Annotated in this window: 16 protein-coding genes; 13 read left to right on the forward strand and 3 right to left on the reverse strand. The window is 46.7% G+C overall.

The window, feature by feature from the left end; genetic code table 11:
- Positions 1-53: 53 nt before the first annotated feature.
- From H8K32_RS01355 to H8K32_RS01410, 12 genes are all read left to right on the forward strand, one after another.
- Entirely contained in the window at positions 54-1,871 is a 1,818-nt protein-coding gene (locus H8K32_RS01355) for an acyl-CoA dehydrogenase (protein WP_186910657.1), read from the forward strand.
- A gap of 65 nt (positions 1,872-1,936) precedes the next feature.
- Positions 1,937-2,728 carry an SDR family oxidoreductase gene (locus H8K32_RS01360; protein ID WP_186910658.1) on the forward strand — a complete coding sequence of 264 codons (792 nt, stop codon included), beginning with the start codon at positions 1,937-1,939 and terminating at the stop codon, positions 2,726-2,728.
- Positions 2,728-3,195, forward strand: a complete 468-nt coding sequence (locus H8K32_RS01365; protein WP_246447061.1) for a PaaI family thioesterase — start codon at positions 2,728-2,730, stop codon at positions 3,193-3,195. Before H8K32_RS01360 ends, H8K32_RS01365 begins: the two co-directional genes overlap by 1 nt.
- Before the next feature lie 70 nt (positions 3,196-3,265).
- The gene (locus tag H8K32_RS01370) at positions 3,266-4,264 is read left to right on the forward strand and encodes an NADP-dependent oxidoreductase (protein ID WP_186910659.1); all 999 of its coding nucleotides are present in this window, start codon (positions 3,266-3,268) and stop codon (positions 4,262-4,264) included.
- 98 nt (positions 4,265-4,362) lie between these two features.
- The gene (locus H8K32_RS01375) at positions 4,363-5,262 is read left to right on the forward strand and encodes an SDR family oxidoreductase (RefSeq protein ID WP_186910660.1); all 900 of its coding nucleotides are present in this window, start codon (positions 4,363-4,365) and stop codon (positions 5,260-5,262) included.
- A 56-nt stretch (positions 5,263-5,318) separates the two neighbouring features.
- Entirely contained in the window at positions 5,319-6,215 is an 897-nt protein-coding gene (locus H8K32_RS01380) for an alpha/beta fold hydrolase (protein ID WP_186910661.1), read from the forward strand.
- 21 nt (positions 6,216-6,236) lie between these two features.
- Entirely contained in the window at positions 6,237-6,677 is a 441-nt protein-coding gene (locus H8K32_RS01385; RefSeq protein ID WP_186910662.1) for an acyl-CoA thioesterase, read from the forward strand.
- Position 6,678: 1 nt separating this feature from the next.
- Complete coding sequence (locus H8K32_RS01390; RefSeq protein WP_186910663.1) at positions 6,679-7,119, forward strand: GNAT family N-acetyltransferase; 441 nt, start codon at positions 6,679-6,681, stop codon at positions 7,117-7,119.
- A 630-nt stretch (positions 7,120-7,749) separates the two neighbouring features.
- Positions 7,750-9,516, forward strand: coding sequence for a methyl-accepting chemotaxis protein (locus tag H8K32_RS20525; RefSeq protein WP_186910664.1), 1,767 nt, complete (start codon positions 7,750-7,752; stop codon positions 9,514-9,516).
- Positions 9,517-9,624: 108 nt separating this feature from the next.
- Positions 9,625-10,320, forward strand: coding sequence for an adenylyl-sulfate kinase (cysC, locus tag H8K32_RS01400; protein WP_186910665.1), 696 nt, complete (start codon positions 9,625-9,627; stop codon positions 10,318-10,320).
- Between the two features lie 16 nt (positions 10,321-10,336).
- Positions 10,337-11,323 carry an acetyltransferase gene (locus tag H8K32_RS01405; RefSeq protein ID WP_186910666.1) on the forward strand — a complete coding sequence of 329 codons (987 nt, stop codon included), beginning with the start codon at positions 10,337-10,339 and terminating at the stop codon, positions 11,321-11,323.
- 66 nt (positions 11,324-11,389) lie between these two features.
- Positions 11,390-12,451 carry a sulfotransferase family protein gene (locus H8K32_RS01410; RefSeq protein ID WP_186910667.1) on the forward strand — a complete coding sequence of 354 codons (1,062 nt, stop codon included), beginning with the start codon at positions 11,390-11,392 and terminating at the stop codon, positions 12,449-12,451.
- A gap of 54 nt (positions 12,452-12,505) precedes the next feature.
- Here H8K32_RS01410 and H8K32_RS01415 read toward each other — a convergent pair whose 3' ends face one another.
- The 3 genes from H8K32_RS01415 to H8K32_RS01425 are packed head-to-tail and all read right to left on the reverse strand — an operon-like array spanning position 12,506 to position 15,252.
- On the reverse strand, positions 12,506-13,129 hold the full coding sequence (locus H8K32_RS01415) for a LysE family translocator (protein ID WP_186910668.1): 624 nt from the start codon (positions 13,127-13,129) through the stop codon (positions 12,506-12,508).
- 4 nt (positions 13,130-13,133) lie between these two features.
- Entirely contained in the window at positions 13,134-13,940 is an 807-nt protein-coding gene (locus tag H8K32_RS01420; protein ID WP_186910669.1) for an alpha/beta fold hydrolase, read from the reverse strand.
- A gap of 1 nt (position 13,941) precedes the next feature.
- On the reverse strand, positions 13,942-15,252 hold the full coding sequence (locus H8K32_RS01425) for an O-acetylhomoserine aminocarboxypropyltransferase (protein WP_186910670.1): 1,311 nt from the start codon (positions 15,250-15,252) through the stop codon (positions 13,942-13,944).
- 163 nt (positions 15,253-15,415) lie between these two features.
- Here H8K32_RS01425 and H8K32_RS01430 point away from each other — a divergent pair, with 163 nt between their 5' ends.
- Complete coding sequence (locus H8K32_RS01430; RefSeq protein ID WP_186910671.1) at positions 15,416-15,865, forward strand: CBS domain-containing protein; 450 nt, start codon at positions 15,416-15,418, stop codon at positions 15,863-15,865.
- Positions 15,866-15,939 lie beyond the last annotated feature (74 nt).

Genomic DNA, 15,939 nt, shown 5'->3' on the forward strand with positions numbered 1-15,939 from the left:
CATTTTGCCTTGCATGAATCTTTTTACAGGTTTGCTATTTTCTCAATAATGCCATGCAATCAAAAATCCTTTCCCGACGCGACTTAGAATTTTTACTGTATGAGTGGTTGGATGTTGAATCATTAAACCAGCGTACCCGTTTTGAAGATCATAATCGCGAAACCTTCAATGCTGCCTTAGATACTTGCGAACAAATTGCGACAGAATTGTTTGCGACGCACAACAAGAAAAACGACCAGAACGAGCCGCATTTCGATGGCGAGGTTGTGCATATGATTCCCGAAGTAAAGCAAGCATTGAACGCGTTTCGCGATGCGGGCTTGTTGGCGGCAGGACAGGATTTTGAATATGGCGGCATGCAATTGCCGTGTGTTGTTGAAAAAGCCGGCTTTGCGTACTTCAAAGGTGCTAATGTTGGTACTGCCTCCTATCCTTTTTTGACGATAGGTAATGCCAATACCTTGCTTAAATGCGGTACGCCGGAGCAAATTAATTCGTTTGTCAAACCGATGCTGGAAGGTCGCTTTTTCGGCACCATGTGTTTGTCTGAACCGCAAGCGGGCTCTAGCCTGTCGGATATTGTTACGCGTGCTGAACCGCAAGAAGATGGTACGTATCGACTCACTGGCAATAAGATGTGGATCTCGGCCGGTGATCATGAATTATCAGAAAATATCGTTCATCTCGTCCTGGCCAAAGTTCCCGATGAAAATGGTCAATTAATCGCAGGAGTGAAAGGGATTTCATTATTCATCGTCCCCAAATATTTGCTCAATCTCGATGGCTCCAGCGGCGAACGTAACGATGTCGTATTAGCTGGATTGAACCATAAAATGGGATACCGTGGCACGACAAATTGCTTGCTCAATTTTGGCGAAGGTAAGTTTAAACCGCTTGGTAAAGCCGGTGCAGTTGGTTACCTCGTGGGTACTTTGCATCGTGGCCTTGGCAATATGTTTCATATGATGAACGAAGCACGTATTGGTGTCGGATTAGGTGCCGTGATGCTGGGATATACCGGCTATCTGCATGCGCTGGACTACGCACGCAATCGTCCGCAAGGACGTTCGCCGTTGAATAAAGATCCGTCTGCACCACAAATTCCAATTATTCAACATACTGACGTCAAGCGCATGTTGTTAGCCCAAAAATCCTATGTCGAAGGCGGCCTGGCATTGACTTTGTATTGCGCCAGGTTGGTCGACGAAGAACGTACAGCGACGACGTCAGAGGCACGTCAGCATGCAGCGATGATTCTTGAAATTCTTACTCCGATTGCTAAGTCCTGGCCTTCACAATGGTGCTTGGAAGCGAATAATCTGGCGATTCAGGTGCATGGTGGTTATGGTTACACACGTGAATACAACGTAGAGCAATTCTATCGGGATAATCGCCTGAACCCGATCCACGAAGGTACGCATGGAATTCAAGGGCTGGATTTGCTTGGGCGTAAAGTCGTCATGCAAGACGGCGCAGCACTCGAAGCCATGGGGGAATTGATGCACAAGACGTTGATGCGCGCCGCTAATCAGCCGGAACTGGTTGCGTACGGTAAAGCGCTGGCGCGGGCGTTGCAGCGTTTGGCTCAGGTCACCAAACAATTACATGCTTGTGGTGATACAAATAAAACCTTAGCCAATGCATCAGCCTACCTGGAAGTGTTTGGGCATGCGGTGGTCGCCTGGATCTGGCTGGAACAAGCGTTATTGTGCATAGGCAAAGAACACCATCACGATGCGGATTTTTATGCAGGCAAACTGCAAGCTTGTAAATACTTCTTCCATTGGGAGTTGCCTAAGGTGCATCCATTACTCGATTTGCTTGGCAACATTGATACCACAACTTACGAAATGCAAGACAACTGGTTTTAAACCTAATTAACTTAGGCGAAACTCACTTGGCAACATCTCATCACAATAACAATCGGAGAACAAGAATGAAAGCAGTCCGTACAGTTCAGGAATTATTTAGTCTTAGTGGCAAGACCGCGTTGATTACAGGCGGCTCGCGCGGCCTGGGTTTGCAAATGGCAGAAGCTTTAGGTGAGCAGGGTGCAAAAATCGTAATTTCTTCTCGCAAACAAGCTGAGTTGGATGAAGCGGTTGCACACTTGCAAAGTCGTGGAATAGAAGCGAGCGCGATCGCCGCTGATTTGTCGAAAGAAATAGCAGTAACCAGCTTAGTCGATGCGGCACTGGAAAAACTCGGACACATAGATATCCTGATCAACAATGCGGGCGCTACCTGGGGCGCCCCCGCGGAAGATCATCCTGTTGAAGCCTGGGATAAAGTCATGAATCTCAATGTCCGCAGCATTTTTTTATTGTCTCAGGCAGTTGGTAAACGTTCGATGATTCCACGCCGCTCTGGCCGTATCATCAATATTGCATCGATTGCTGGTTTGGGCGGCAACCCACCAGGTACCATGCAGACCATTGCTTACAACACATCGAAGGCGGCAGTCATCAACTTCACACGCGCACTGGCGGGTGAATGGGGTGTACATGGCATCACCGTGAACGCCATTGCACCGGGATTTTTCCCGTCCAAGATGACCAAAGGCATACTCGATCATCTGGGCGAAGAGAAGCTCGCCAAAGAAGCGCCGCTACAACGCATCGGCGACGACGAAGATTTGAAAGGCGCAGCCTTATTGTTTGCCTCTGACGCTGGCAAACACATTACTGGTCAGACGCTGGCGATTGATGGCGGTGTGTCGGCGGTGTAATGATGGAATCAACCAAGACTGTACAGGCTGATTTGCAACAGCCATCTCCAATTCTGAATCCTTTCTTGCATGATCTGGGCGTCGAATTTCTGGAAATGGAAAATGGCACCGCAAGATTATCGCTGGATCTCACAGAAAAACACATGAATAGTTGGCAAATTACTCATGGTGGTGTCATTATGACTTTGCTTGATGTCGTCATGGCGATGGCAGGGCGCTCTTTGCATGAAGATTTGAAAGGTGTCGTCACTGTTGAAATGAAAACCAGCTTCCTGCAACCGGGTGGTGTTGCCGGCGGTCGTATTGAAGCGCGTGGAAAAGCATTCTATCAATCGACCACGATGTGTTTTTGTGAAGGCGAAGTTTGGAATGGTGACCGGCTCATTGCTAAAGCGATGGGTACATTTAAATATTTACGTCGCCTCAAGTCTGGTGAGAATATGAAAAAATTATATGGCAGTGACTAATCTCATCGAACGAAAATCGACGAGTGGCTAAAGTCAACGTCAATCAACATTATCAAAATGAAAGATAAAAATGACCTCTACTTATCAACGCATTGTCCTTGCATCGCGCCCTCAAGGGCAGGTTGCCGCAGACAATTTTCGTTTAGAGACCCTGGCAATTCCTGAGATCAGCGAAGGCGAAGTCTTGATTCGCAATCATTTTTTATCCCTCGATCCTTACATGCGTGGTCGCATGGAAGATGCGAAAAGTTATGCAGCACCGCAGGCAATTGATGAGACCATGATAGGTGGCACAGTCGGCGAAGTCATCGCTAGTAAAAATCCACGCTTTGCCGTTGGTGATAAAGTTCTGGGCATGTTAGGCTGGACCGAAGTCGGTGTTTCTGATGGTGTGTTAATGCGTAAGTTAGACACGACCCATATTCCGTTGTCAGCTTACCTTGGCGCGGTTGGCATGCCGGGTCTGACGGCCTGGTACGGATTAACGCAGATCATGCAGCCTAAATCAGGTGAGACCGTTGTTGTCTCCGCTGCCAGTGGTGCGGTGGGTAGCGTCGTCGGTCAACTCGCCAAACAAATGGGTTGCCGCGTGGTTGGCATTGCCGGTGGCGCGGAAAAATGTGCCTATGTAGTCAAAGAATTAGGTTTTGATGCCTGCGTTGATTATAAAGCGGGCCAATTGCACGCCGATCTGACGGCAGCAACACCAGATGGTATCGACGCGGTTTTTGAAAATGTTGGCGGCGAGATTTTTGATGCCAGTCTGGCACGCATGAATCCCTTTGGTCGTATTGCTTTGTGCGGCATGATCTCAGGCTATAACGGAGAACAGATCAGCATCAAAAACGCACGTACCTTTTTGACCATGCGTTTGACACTGCGTGGTTTTATCGTCTCCGAACATATGGATCTGTGGCCGCAAGGATTGCAGGAATTAGGTGCGCAAGTGGCAAGTGGAAAATTGAAATTCAGAGAATCAGTTGCAGAAGGAATTGCTAGTGCTCCTGACGCATTTATCGGATTGCTCAAAGGTAAAAATTTCGGCAAGCAGTTAGTGAAACTGATTTAGTAATATCGATTTAATCTGTTCTATCTGGTGTGAGAAGCAAAGGTTTTAAGGTAAAAGGAAGTACATCAGCACGAAAATAAAATCAAACAGGAGACGCAATGCAAGTATTTAAAGACAGAGTTGCAGTGATCACTGGTGCGGCCAGTGGTTTTGGACGTGAGTTCGCTTTGATTGGTGCGCGCCTTGGCATGAAATTGGTGCTTGCTGATGTGCAGCAAGATGCTTTGGATAAAACCAAAGCAGAGCTAGAGCAGCAAGGAGCGCAGGTCTTGGCGCAGTTGTGTGACGTGCGCTATGCCGAACAAGTACAAGGGTTGGCAGATGCTGCAATGGAGCGCTTTGGTGCTGTACATCTGGTCTTTAATAATGCAGGTGTAGGATCCGGCGGTTTGATTTGGGAGAATACCCAGGCTGATTGGGAGTGGGTGTTAGGCGTTAACTTATGGGGTGTTATTCACGGCACCAGAATTTTCACTAATTTGATGTTGGAATGTGCCAAAAATGATCCTCAATTTGAAGGGCATATCGTCAATACAGCATCGATGGCTGGCTTGCTGAATGCGCCAGCGATGGGCGTCTACAATGTTTCTAAGCATGCTGTTGTTTCTTTGACGGAGACTTTATATCAGGACTTGGATTTAGTAGATGCGCCAATTGGTGCTTCTGTGTTGTGCCCTTATTTTGTACCGACAGGTATATCGCAGTCACATCGCAATCGTCCCGAAGATGTCAAAGGCGACGTGCCAACATCGAGTCAGCGTGCTGCGCAGGCAATCTCCGATAAGGCTGTGAGTTCAGGTAAAGTGACGGCGCAAGAGGTTGCTGAAAAAACCTTTAAAGCAATTAGTGATAAACAGTTTTATATCTTCTCTCACCCAGGTGCCCTGGGAAATGTTCAAGAACGCATGGAAGATATTGTCCTGCAAAGAAATCCAGGTGATCCTTACAAAGCTGCTCCGCATATTCGTGAAATGTTGCGCGCCAAATTAAAAATGTAAGCTCTGAAGTTGGGTCGAAACTTTTTATTGCGTAAGGTATTTAAAACGGAGTTGCAATGGCAGCCACAATCAATGTTGGTCAATTCGCGAAGCTGGATAATGGAATAAAATTACATTACGCCAGTGCGGGTGAGGCGGGTCGTCCTTTAATCTTGTTCGTGCACGGTTTTCCTGAATTTTGGTATGAATGGTCCGCACAATTGCCAGAATTTGGCGAGGATTATTTTGCCGTTGCACCTGATTTGCGCGGCTTTAATTTGTCGGATATGCCTACCGATCTGAGTGCGTACAAAGCCAGACATATTGTCGATGACCTGCGTTTGCTGATTGCTCATCTCGGATATGAGCAGGCAACGATCGTCGCGCATGACTGGGGTGGTGCGGTGTGTTGGAATTTAGCGATTGCCTTGCCAGAAATTGTACAAAAGCTGATCATTATTAATTCACCGCACCCGTATTTGTTTATGCAAGCACTGGCGCATGACCCTGCGCAGCAAACAGCCAGTGAATATATGAACTGGCTTCGGAAGCCTGGTTCTGAAGATGCGTTGGCTAAAGATAATTTCGCATTAATGGATGGCTTCTTTAATGGAATGGGGCAGGGGGAGGCTGCGTGGTTTAACGCGGCAACCCGTGCGGCGTATCATGCATGTTGGGCGCGAGGGTTAAGTGGTGGCGTCAATTACTATCGTGCGTCTCCCATGCATCCTGCAACGCCAAGCAATCGTGGCCCCTTACAACTTTCTCTCAATCCGGAAGATTTTCACGTCAAAGTACCGACCCGGATTATTTGGGGGGAGAACGATAAGGCCTTGCCTAAAAGCTTGTTAGATGGCATAGAGAACTTTGTCGATAACGTAAAAATTCAACGCATCGCTGATGGTTCACATTGGGTGGTGCACGAACAGCCGGAGCGCATCAACCGCTTGATACGGCAATTTCTGAACGATTAAAAAAGCAAAGAAAGGCTAGTCATGGCGCGCCAAGATTTTGCTTTTTTCCATAGCCTGCGCGTGCGCTGGTCAGAAGTGGATATGCAGGCAATTGTGTTTAATGGTAACTACCTTAATTACTTTGATGTCGCCTTGACCGAATACTGGCGTGCTACCGGATTGCCGAATGCGGTAACGCAAGCCGCCGATGGAAAGGAGCTTTTTGCCAGAAAAGCGAGTTTGGATTATTTTTCACCAGCGCGTTTTGACGATGTGCTGGATCTGGGCGTAAGGTGCAATAAATTAGGGCGTTCGTCGATGCAATTTATCGTGGAGATATTTCGGGGTGAAGCGCATTTGATTTCCGGTGAGCTTGTGTATGTCTACGCCGATAGCACTTTGCGTAAGGGCGTTGCAGTTCCAGATGAATGGCGTGAGATAATACACACTCTGGAAATCATCAAACCCTCGGGAGGAAATTGACATGACAACTTTGAATTCAGGCGTAAATATTGTCCTCGGAGATTGGAGTACTTTACAAAAAGACGCGCAGGCGGTGCGATATGCGGTTTTTGTCGTAGAGCAAAAAATACCCGCCGAGTTGGAATGGGATGTGATGGACGCACAATGTTTGCATGCCGTAGCCTATGATGCACAGCAACAATCCATAGGTACAGGACGTTTATTGCCAGACGGACATATTGGCAGAATGGCCGTGTTGGGAAGTGCCCGTAATTTAGGGGTTGGCGCAGATATTCTTCGCTTGCTGATGAGGCAGGCAAAGTTGCGTGGCGACACCGCAGTGCGTCTGAATGCGCAACAAACTGCCGAGAAATTTTATGCCAGAGAAGGTTTTGTGCGCGATGGCGAGATTTTTATGGAAGCAGGTATTGCCCATATATGCATGGCGCATCAGTTCAAATAATCAAGTTGCTTCAAATCTTTCAGGTTGATCTGATGCGTCCCTCGCTTTTCTTCGGGGAATGTCAGATTGACCAGCAGTTCATCATTCCTTTCTATGTTTATATCTGGCGAAAAGAATATCTGACGCCTTCACGTTCGCACCAGAAATTACGGCGTCGTTAAACTCAAAATCACCTTCAGTTTGAATGTTAATTCATTCTCAGTTCTGGCTTGACCTTCCTTCGTAACGATATTTTTTCCTCTTTTTGGTCATTCCATATTCATATTCGTAATATTGATATAAGAATGTTGAACACTGTGTCTTCGTGAACTATTGTTATTGGGAAAGATTCTTTTTGGTATTGAACGTCATCGAAAAAAAATTAATCGCTTGTCAAATGTGGATAGAAGAAGCGTTTTGAATGCCAGATAAATTTATTTGAATTTTTGTAACGATGTTATCAATTAAATATTGTTGTTATATAAAATTTTAGTATTATTAAATTCACTATTCTTATTTGAAACAAATTTGCGCTCATAGTTGCGTCTCTCGCTTAGGTCATAGTGTTTTGATGTGGAAAATGAATGCTCATTTGTTTGAATTGAATTACTTATTATTCTTTGTCTTACTTCTTCTGCCTTAGGATTAATCATGAAAATCGAAGATACAAAAGTGTCGACCCGCCTCATCGCAGGTTTTGGGCTAGTCCTCGGCTTTCTGCTGTTAGTACTTGGTTTAGGCATCATGAATTTGCAACAGATGCATGCGCGCATGGATCAAATCGTTAAATTTAATGATGAAGAGACCCGATTTGCGCGGGTCATGTATCTTTCCGTTACGGAGCGGGCTCTTGCGTTGCGTAATTTGATCCTATTAAAAGAAGATGAAGGGAAGAAGATAGAGCATGAGCGTATTTTGGATCAGCAAAAAAAATATCACGATGCAGCTGACCAACTGGAAGCTTTGTTGAAAAAAGACGCTGATCCAACAGCGCTGCAATTAAGCTTGCTGAAAGAAATGAAGGAGCAAGCAACCTTGTCCGAGCCTTACATCGCGAAAGGTATGGGGCTTGCTCTGGGTGGTCAACCTGAAGAGGCCTATAAGTATCTTCGTTATGAATATCGCCCAGTGCAAAAAAAGTGGTGGGATCTGATCAATGCATTTATTGACGACGAAGAAAGCCAAAATAAGGTGGCAGTCAAAGAAGCTGAGGATCAATATGTTTCTACCAGAAACACAATGCTTATCTTGGGTGTATTGGCGTTATTGGTAGGCACTTTAGCCGCGTGGTTAATCGTTCGTAGTTTATTGAAACAATTGGGTGGCGAGCCACGCTATGCAGTGCAAATTGCCGAAAAAATTGCCGCTGGTGATCTGGGTATGGAAATACGGTTAGACCATGGCGATGAGCATAGTCTGATGTATGCCATGAATGCGATGCGCAATGGTTTGTCGGATATCGTTGGCATGGTTCGCACTGGTACGGAGACTATAGCTACTGCTTCTAAGCAGATTGCTTCAGGCAACATGGACTTGTCTTCCAGATCAGAGCAACAAGCGGGATCGCTGGAAGAAACCGCCTCTTCAATGGAAGAATTAACCTCCACCGTGAAACAGAATGCAGATAGCGCGCGTCAAGCTAATCAGTTGGCGATGTCTGCTTCCGATGTGGCTGTCAAAGGTGGTCATGTTGTTAGTGAGGTTGTACAAACGATGGGATCGATCAACGATTCCTCGCACAAAATTGTCGACATCATCGGCGTCATCGATAGTATTGCGTTTCAAACCAATATTTTGGCGTTAAATGCGGCGGTAGAGGCGGCCAGAGCCGGCGAGCAAGGGCGTGGTTTTGCGGTAGTTGCTTCCGAAGTCCGAAGCCTGGCGCAACGCTCTGCCGAAGCTGCCAGAGAAATTAAGAAGCTGATTGATGATTCTGTCAATAAAGTAGCAACAGGCACAAAACTTGTCGATCAAGCTGGCGTTACTATGGAAGAAATCGTCACAAGCATACAAAAAGTGACGGGTATCATGAGCGAAATTATGCTGGCGACGCAGGAGCAAACGGCAGGCATAGAACAAATTAATGAAGCAATTGTCCAGATGGACGACGTTACACAGCAAAATGCGGCCTTAGTCGAAGAGGCGGCTGCAGCGGCTACCGCCTTACAGGATCAAGCTGACAATTTAAGTGATTTGGTCAGTACCTTCCAGTTGGCAGGTAATCAGCAAGGATCTGTGTTGGCAAACGCCACGCATGAAGCGGTCCCAAAAAGTGATGTACGTAAAGTTGTTCCTTTAGTCAAAAAAGCAGAATCTAAAGTAAAAAGTACACCACCGTTGAAACAGATTAAACGTCTTGCCAACACAAAGGCATCTAATTCTCATAATCAGGTGATGGAAGATTGGGATGAGTTTTAGCGAAGTCATTCAGTTAGATTTAGACGACTGAAAAAAACATCAGTCGTCTAAATATTAGAGGCAATGGTATAGCAACGCAATTTCAAGAAATTGACTGGAGTATTGGCCATGCAAACATCTCTCAACCTGGTAAATACTTTTGCCGATACCAAGACGGCAGAGGTGAAACGTGAGACGTTTGGTCGCTTTGTGACCAACGCCAATGCTCATACAGAAAATATCACTTGGCACAACGCCAGCGTGACTTCAGCTGTAAAACAGCATTCTTTGCAGCAAGTGTCTGTGACCTTGTGGTTGACGGGACTAAGTGCCTCTGGTAAGTCGAGTATCGCATGTGCGTTGGATGATTTATTGATAAGGCGCGGCTATCACAGCGCCGTGTTGGATGGCGACAATTTGCGACATCATCTAAACAGTGATTTAGGCTTTTCAGCCACAGACAGACGGGAAAATATCCGGCGTACGGCAGAAGTCGCACATTTATTTAATGAAGCTGGCATGATAGCTATCACCGCTTTAATTTCCCCGCATAAGGCGGATCGCGAGATGGCCCGAGCGATTATTGGTGAGCAGCGATTTTTGGAAGTGTACGTTAGTGCATCGGTTTCTAAATGTGAGGAACGGGACCCTAAAGGTTTATACGTCAAAGCGCGACAAGGAAAAATCCCTGAATTCACGGGCATTTCCGCTCCCTATGAAGCGCCGCAAGCTCCAGCATTAGAAATCAACACCGAAAACACGACTATCGAAGCCGCAGCTGAGCAATTGTTTAATTTTCTTGTGGGGCAAGCTTATCTCAAGTAGCGGAGCGCGGCCTATCATGGACAGTATTTCCGAATCTAAGCCAGTTTGTTATGACATCTTTAATGGTGATGCAGATGGGATTTGCGCCTTGCATCAACTGCGGATGGCATTCCCGCAAGAGGCCATTGAAGTTACCGGTGTCAAACGTGATATTGCTTTACTAGAAAAAATCCAGGTGCGTGCGGGTGATCATCTGACCGTACTCGATATTTCACTCGATACCAATGTGGATGCCTTGCGCCGACATTTAGACGCTGGTGCCTTCGTCACGTATTTTGATCACCATGAAGCAAAGTCAGCTTTTCAGCATCCACGTCTGGAAATGCATTGGAGTGCAGCAAGAGATGTTTGCACCAGCATTTTAGTCAGTCGTTTTCTGGAAGATCGTTATGTGATGTGGGCCATTGTTGCGGCATTTGGCGACAATCTGATTCACACTGCAAATGGCATGTGTATGCAGCAGGGGTTGACCTGGGTCGATCGGGGACAATTGCAGGAACTTGGCAAATTGCTTAATTACAATGCCTATGGTGAGCAGTTGTCCGATTTGCACGTACACCCAGCCGAGTTGTATCGCGAAGTGCATCGGTTTGCAAATCCATTCGATTTTATTCGCAGCTCTCCGCATTTTTTAGCTTTGCAATTTGCCTATGCAGAAGAGCTGACTTATTTAAATGATTTGCATCCGGTCGAAGTCAGAAAGCAAAGCATTATTTATATTTTGCCAGACGCTTCATGGTCGAGAAGAATTTCCGGACTGCTGGCAAATAAATTACATGAAGAACAGCGGGAATTTTCGTTTGCGGTGCTGACTCCTAAAACAACTGGCGGTTACGTTGTGAGCGTACGTTCCGCTCATCCCGAGGCGAAGCCTGCCAGTGAATTTTGTTCTTCTTTCCCGCAAGGCGGGGGGCGCCAATTAGCGGCGGGGATTAATCATTTAGAAGTAGCTGAGGTTGAACAGTTTTTCAGGCGTTTCTTTGAGTATTTTGAAGACATTTAGTACAGGCTGCTAAGACAGATAGCTGGCTGTGCTTTCGTTTAACTACACCATACAACGGAGTTAGTCATGCTTGATGCAGAAGTTATTACTCGTCGCCCAGAGATTGTGAACCAACAAAAAAGACCACGGCCAGTTTTGATGATACCGCTGCGGCGCTGCGGTAGCCACGCTCTACGTTTGCGCCTCAATAACAGCCCGCAATTTTATTCTCCCTATCCTTTGCATATTGTCGACTTCATGCCTTTACTGGCAAAGTACGGTGATCTTTCCGTTGACCGCCAATATTTTCAGCTTATTGTCGATGTCATCGGCTTGCAATCCGTCAGTATGGTGAAGTGGAAGGATATTGTTTTCGATCCGGTAGAGATTTTCGAAAAAATTCAGCATGAGCAGCGTAGCGTTCATCGCATATTAGGAGAGTTGTTGCTTAGGGCGGGTGAGCAACATGGTGCCTCGGTAGTGATGGATAAGTCTTTGGACAGTGTCCGCTATGCCGATGAATTACTCAGTCTCTTTCCTGACATGCTATTTCTCAACGTGGTACGAGATCCAAGGGCACAGGTGGCATCGATGAATCGCGCCATTATTCATGATTATGATTCAACCTTGAATGCTTTGACATGGGTGGAGGCACATACAATCGCGCGACAACTGGTGGTTCATTATCCTGATCGCGTTCTAACGATACGTTATGAGGATTTTTTAAATAACCAGGAAATCGTACTGCGCCGGATTTGTTTGTTTTTCGGTATCGACTTTTTGCCAGAAATGCTCGATGTATCACATTCAATGGAAGCGCAACAAATTTCGCAGTTATCGGCATTATGGGAAACCAATAGTTTTCCACCAGTGATGGCGAATAAAGATAAATTCAAACAACAATTAAGCATGCAGGAGATCGAAATTATCGAATACTTGTGTCGTGATTTTATGGAGTTGTATGGCTATGAAATGATGACCGAAGCTAAGATTCAAGTGACCGAGGGGATGGTCACTGCTGCAAAAGAGCAATCGGCCGCTGCACGTTTGCAAGCATGGGCTAATCTTAAGGAAAATAATTTTAAAGACTTCGTCTTGCGGCAATTCCGGGCAGATTATTTAGCGCAATTGCGTCTTAAACATAATTGACCACGAACGTCACTTAAGCGCACCTCTGAACTGACCGGTTCGGAGGTGCATTGTTTAAACTACTGCGATAAGAACCCCTGCAGTCAGTACAAGGGTGCCAGCGATACGTTCGGTGATCAATGCGTATTTTTCCTGCGTCGCCAGATGACTCGCCTTGCTTGCTAATATCCCGTATCCGAGTAAGATAAAAAATTCTGGAATGATAGAGCATCCGGCGAGTATCAACATTTGTATGCCGATCGGTTGCAAAGGGTCAATAAATTGCGGCAAAATCGCGACAAATGTTAGCATGCTTTTGGGATTGGTCAGCTGCAGCATCAAGGCTTTGCCAAAAATTGCCTTTCCCGATTCGGGCTGATCGTCGATACGAGAGAGCGTGATTGGCGATGGCCTGCCAAAAATCGCAGATAAACCCAGATATACCAGATAAGCCGCGCCAAGGTATTTAATCCCCATGAAGATGTAGGGAGATGCCAATAACGCGCCACCGAGACCGGTCGCCGAGAGAGTAAAAAATATCGCGTTACCGACCAGAATACCCAGCGTCACAAACAGCGATTTTTGCCACCCACGTGCAATACCATACGCCACCACCATCATCACCGCTGGTCCTGGTGATAAGGACATCGCTGCTTCGGTGGCGGTGAAAAGCGCCCAACTTTCAAATGTCATCGCCATCCGCTTACGCCTTTACAAATTGGAGTAAGGTATTGAGTACCGCTTCTGCTTGCTCTGACATCATTGAATGTCCACAGTTATCCAACATCACAGTTTTGCCGTGGGAGATGATCTTGGTCAGCGTAGCTGTCGCTTTCGGTGGCGTCATCATGTCTTTTTTGCCGATCAAAAATAAGGTCGGACATTGCACGGTTTGTGCTGCTGTTTCGCCATTTGTGTAGGCGTTGCAGGCGAAGAAATCGGTATAAAATAGTTTGTCAGGATTGATTTTGGACATTCTTTGCATCAGTCGCTGACTGCCGCCGAGCACAGAGAAACCTGGGCCGGGAAATGACGGCTTGTGTGCAATAGAAGTGTGTGACCAGATGTTGACCATATCGATCGCTGTCTGCTCCTCGTCACGCGCTGCATTGAGTAGCGTATCAGAAACTTTCATTGGATAGGCTGTCCCCAACAAGCACAAACGTTTTACGCGATCTTTCGCTTTGGCGCAGGTTTCCATAGCAATCAATGATCCCATGCTGTGCCCAACCAAGGTTGCCTCAGGGATGTGCGCTGCATCTAATAAAGCGATCAACCAGTCTGCCATCTGCTCGACGGAAGTCAGGGCAGCGCCCTTGCTGCGGCCATGTCCAGGCAGATCAACTGCAAGGACGTTATAGCCATGGTGTGCAAAATAACGGCTTTGCAGTGCCCAGACCGAGTGGTCATTTTGGGCGCCATGAATGAAGACAACAGTTGGTAGTTCTGGGTTCAGAGATTTGCCGCCAGTATAGGAATAGGCTTCTTGCTGATTGACTTGAAATAACATCTCAGGCTCCTTTCTGGGCTGCTTTCAAGCCACGGGTCAAATCTTCAATCAAATCGTCTACATTTTCTAGGCCGACGGATAATCGCATGGTACCTTCTGTAATGCCTGACGCACTGAGTTGCTCTGATGGGACACGGAAATGGGTGGTAGAGGCCGGGTGGATGACCAGTGATTTGGCATCGCCAACATTCGCCAGATGCGAGAAAATATTGAGTGATTCGACAAAGCGCTGACCTGCGGCGCGGTCACCTTTGAGATTAAATGAAAATACCGCGCCACAACCTTTTGGTAACAAGGTTTTCGCCAGTTCGTAATCAGGATGTGAAGGCAATTCTGGATAGGATACCGACGCCACTGCTGGGTGGGAAGCTAGGAACTCGACCACTTTACGGGTATTGGCGACATGTCTGTCCATGCGCAAGCCTAAGGTTTCTATGCCTTGCAAAATCGCAAAAGCATTGTGTGGGCTCATACACGCACCAAAGTCTCGCAAGCCTTCACGGCGCGCCCGTAAAGAAAACGCTGCTACGGTTGATTCTTCAGTAAATACCATGCCATGGAAACCGTCATAGGGTTCACATAATTCACCAAAACGCCCCGTTTTTTCATAGGCTTCTTGCCAGTCAAAGGTGCCGCCATCGACTAGCAAGCCACCGATGGCCGTACCATGACCGCACAAAAATTTTGTTGCTGAATGGAATACCAGATCCGCACCAAGATCAAAAGGACGAAGTAAATACGGTGTCGTAAACGTCGAGTCAACCATCAGTGGCAGATAGTTTTCATGTGCGATGGCAGCAACGGCAGGAATATTCAACACGTCTAATCCTGGGTTGCCTAAGGTCTCGGCGAATAATGCTTTGGTATTCGGACGAATTGCATTGCGCCACGCTTTCAAATCACGCGGATCGACGAAGGTAGTTTCTATGCCGAAACGTTTCAGGGTGTAAGCCAACAAATTTTGTGACCCACCGTACAAAGCACGCGAGGCAACAATATGTGAGCCTGCTCCAGCTATGGTTGACAGACCGAGATGCATGGCTGCCTGTCCGCTCGCAACGGCAATCCCGGCGACGCCACCTTCTAATGCTGCAATGCGTTCTTCCAGTACGGCATTAGTTGGATTTGAAATGCGCGAATACACATGGCCAGCACGTTCCATATTAAATAGAGACGCCGCCTGATCTGAATCCTTAAAAACGTAAGATGAAGTGAGGTAAATCGGCGTTGCCCGGGCGCCCGTTGCCGGGTCAGGTGCTGCACCTGCGTGCAAGGACAGGGTATCAAAGCCGGGATAGTGTGGGCCGCTCATAAACTGGTATCTCCAAATTGTGATGCCGCAATGCTACCATTAACGTCGCAAAATGAAATTGTGTTTTCGGTAGGAAAAAGTGTGAACATGCTGGATTTTTTGCATCGCTTACGATACATTGGAATACAGTTTCATAAAACACAGAAAACAGGAGGAGCATGCCATGAAAGTTTCTGAAATACTCCAGGTAAAGGGCAATATTCTTTTTACTATTACACCGGACACGCCGATCACTGAAGCCGTGAGTGTGATGGAAGAAAAAGATATAGGCTCTCTGGTTGTCATGGAGTACGGTGATCTCGCCGGTATTTTGACCTTCCGTGAGGTGATCCGTGCGATTCACTCCAATAATGGCGCGCTGGGGAATGGTACTGTGCGTAAATATATGGATGATCATCCGATTACCGTCACGCCCGAGACCGAAGTTAACGAAGTACGTCGCATGATGCTGGAAAAACACTCACGTTATCTGCCAGTCATGAATGCTAAAACCTTGCTGGGCGTGATTTCATTTTATGACGTCGCCAAAGCAGTGCTTGAAGCGCAAAGTTTCGAAAATAAAATGCTTAAAGCCTACATTCGTGATTGGCCAGCAGAACAGAATGAAGAGTAGCAAACAATGTTTTTTAATTGAACATAACGCCCGCACAGAGATTGTCGCGGGCGTTTTTTATTGTCTCAAATGAG

Origin of the sequence: Cognatundibacterium jejuense, assembly GCF_014284255.1 — a bacterium.
GTDB classification, from domain to species: Bacteria; Pseudomonadota; Gammaproteobacteria; order Burkholderiales; family Burkholderiaceae_D; genus Undibacterium; species Undibacterium jejuense.

Excerpts from the sequence above, each read along its gene's own strand:
- H8K32_RS01405 (WP_186910666.1), top strand. The coding sequence starts at position 10,337 with ATGGACAGTATTTCCGAATCTAAGCCAGTTTGTTATGACATCTTTAAT.
- H8K32_RS01430 (WP_186910671.1), top strand. The coding sequence starts at position 15,416 with ATGAAAGTTTCTGAAATACTCCAGGTAAAGGGCAATATTCTTTTTACT.
- H8K32_RS01355 (WP_186910657.1), top strand. The coding sequence starts at position 54 with ATGCAATCAAAAATCCTTTCCCGACGCGACTTAGAATTTTTACTGTAT.
- H8K32_RS01415 (WP_186910668.1), bottom strand. The coding sequence starts at position 13,129 with ATGGCGATGACATTTGAAAGTTGGGCGCTTTTCACCGCCACCGAAGCA.
- H8K32_RS01410 (WP_186910667.1), top strand. The coding sequence starts at position 11,390 with ATGCTTGATGCAGAAGTTATTACTCGTCGCCCAGAGATTGTGAACCAA.
- cysC (WP_186910665.1), top strand. The coding sequence starts at position 9,625 with ATGCAAACATCTCTCAACCTGGTAAATACTTTTGCCGATACCAAGACG.
- H8K32_RS20525 (WP_186910664.1), top strand. The coding sequence starts at position 7,750 with ATGAAAATCGAAGATACAAAAGTGTCGACCCGCCTCATCGCAGGTTTT.
- H8K32_RS01385 (WP_186910662.1), top strand. The coding sequence starts at position 6,237 with ATGGCGCGCCAAGATTTTGCTTTTTTCCATAGCCTGCGCGTGCGCTGG.
- H8K32_RS01365 (WP_246447061.1), top strand. The coding sequence starts at position 2,728 with ATGATGGAATCAACCAAGACTGTACAGGCTGATTTGCAACAGCCATCT.
- H8K32_RS01380 (WP_186910661.1), top strand. The coding sequence starts at position 5,319 with ATGGCAGCCACAATCAATGTTGGTCAATTCGCGAAGCTGGATAATGGA.
- H8K32_RS01375 (WP_186910660.1), top strand. The coding sequence starts at position 4,363 with ATGCAAGTATTTAAAGACAGAGTTGCAGTGATCACTGGTGCGGCCAGT.
- H8K32_RS01425 (WP_186910670.1), bottom strand. The coding sequence starts at position 15,252 with ATGAGCGGCCCACACTATCCCGGCTTTGATACCCTGTCCTTGCACGCA.
- H8K32_RS01420 (WP_186910669.1), bottom strand. The coding sequence starts at position 13,940 with ATGTTATTTCAAGTCAATCAGCAAGAAGCCTATTCCTATACTGGCGGC.
- H8K32_RS01390 (WP_186910663.1), top strand. The coding sequence starts at position 6,679 with ATGACAACTTTGAATTCAGGCGTAAATATTGTCCTCGGAGATTGGAGT.
- H8K32_RS01360 (WP_186910658.1), top strand. The coding sequence starts at position 1,937 with ATGAAAGCAGTCCGTACAGTTCAGGAATTATTTAGTCTTAGTGGCAAG.
- H8K32_RS01370 (WP_186910659.1), top strand. The coding sequence starts at position 3,266 with ATGACCTCTACTTATCAACGCATTGTCCTTGCATCGCGCCCTCAAGGG.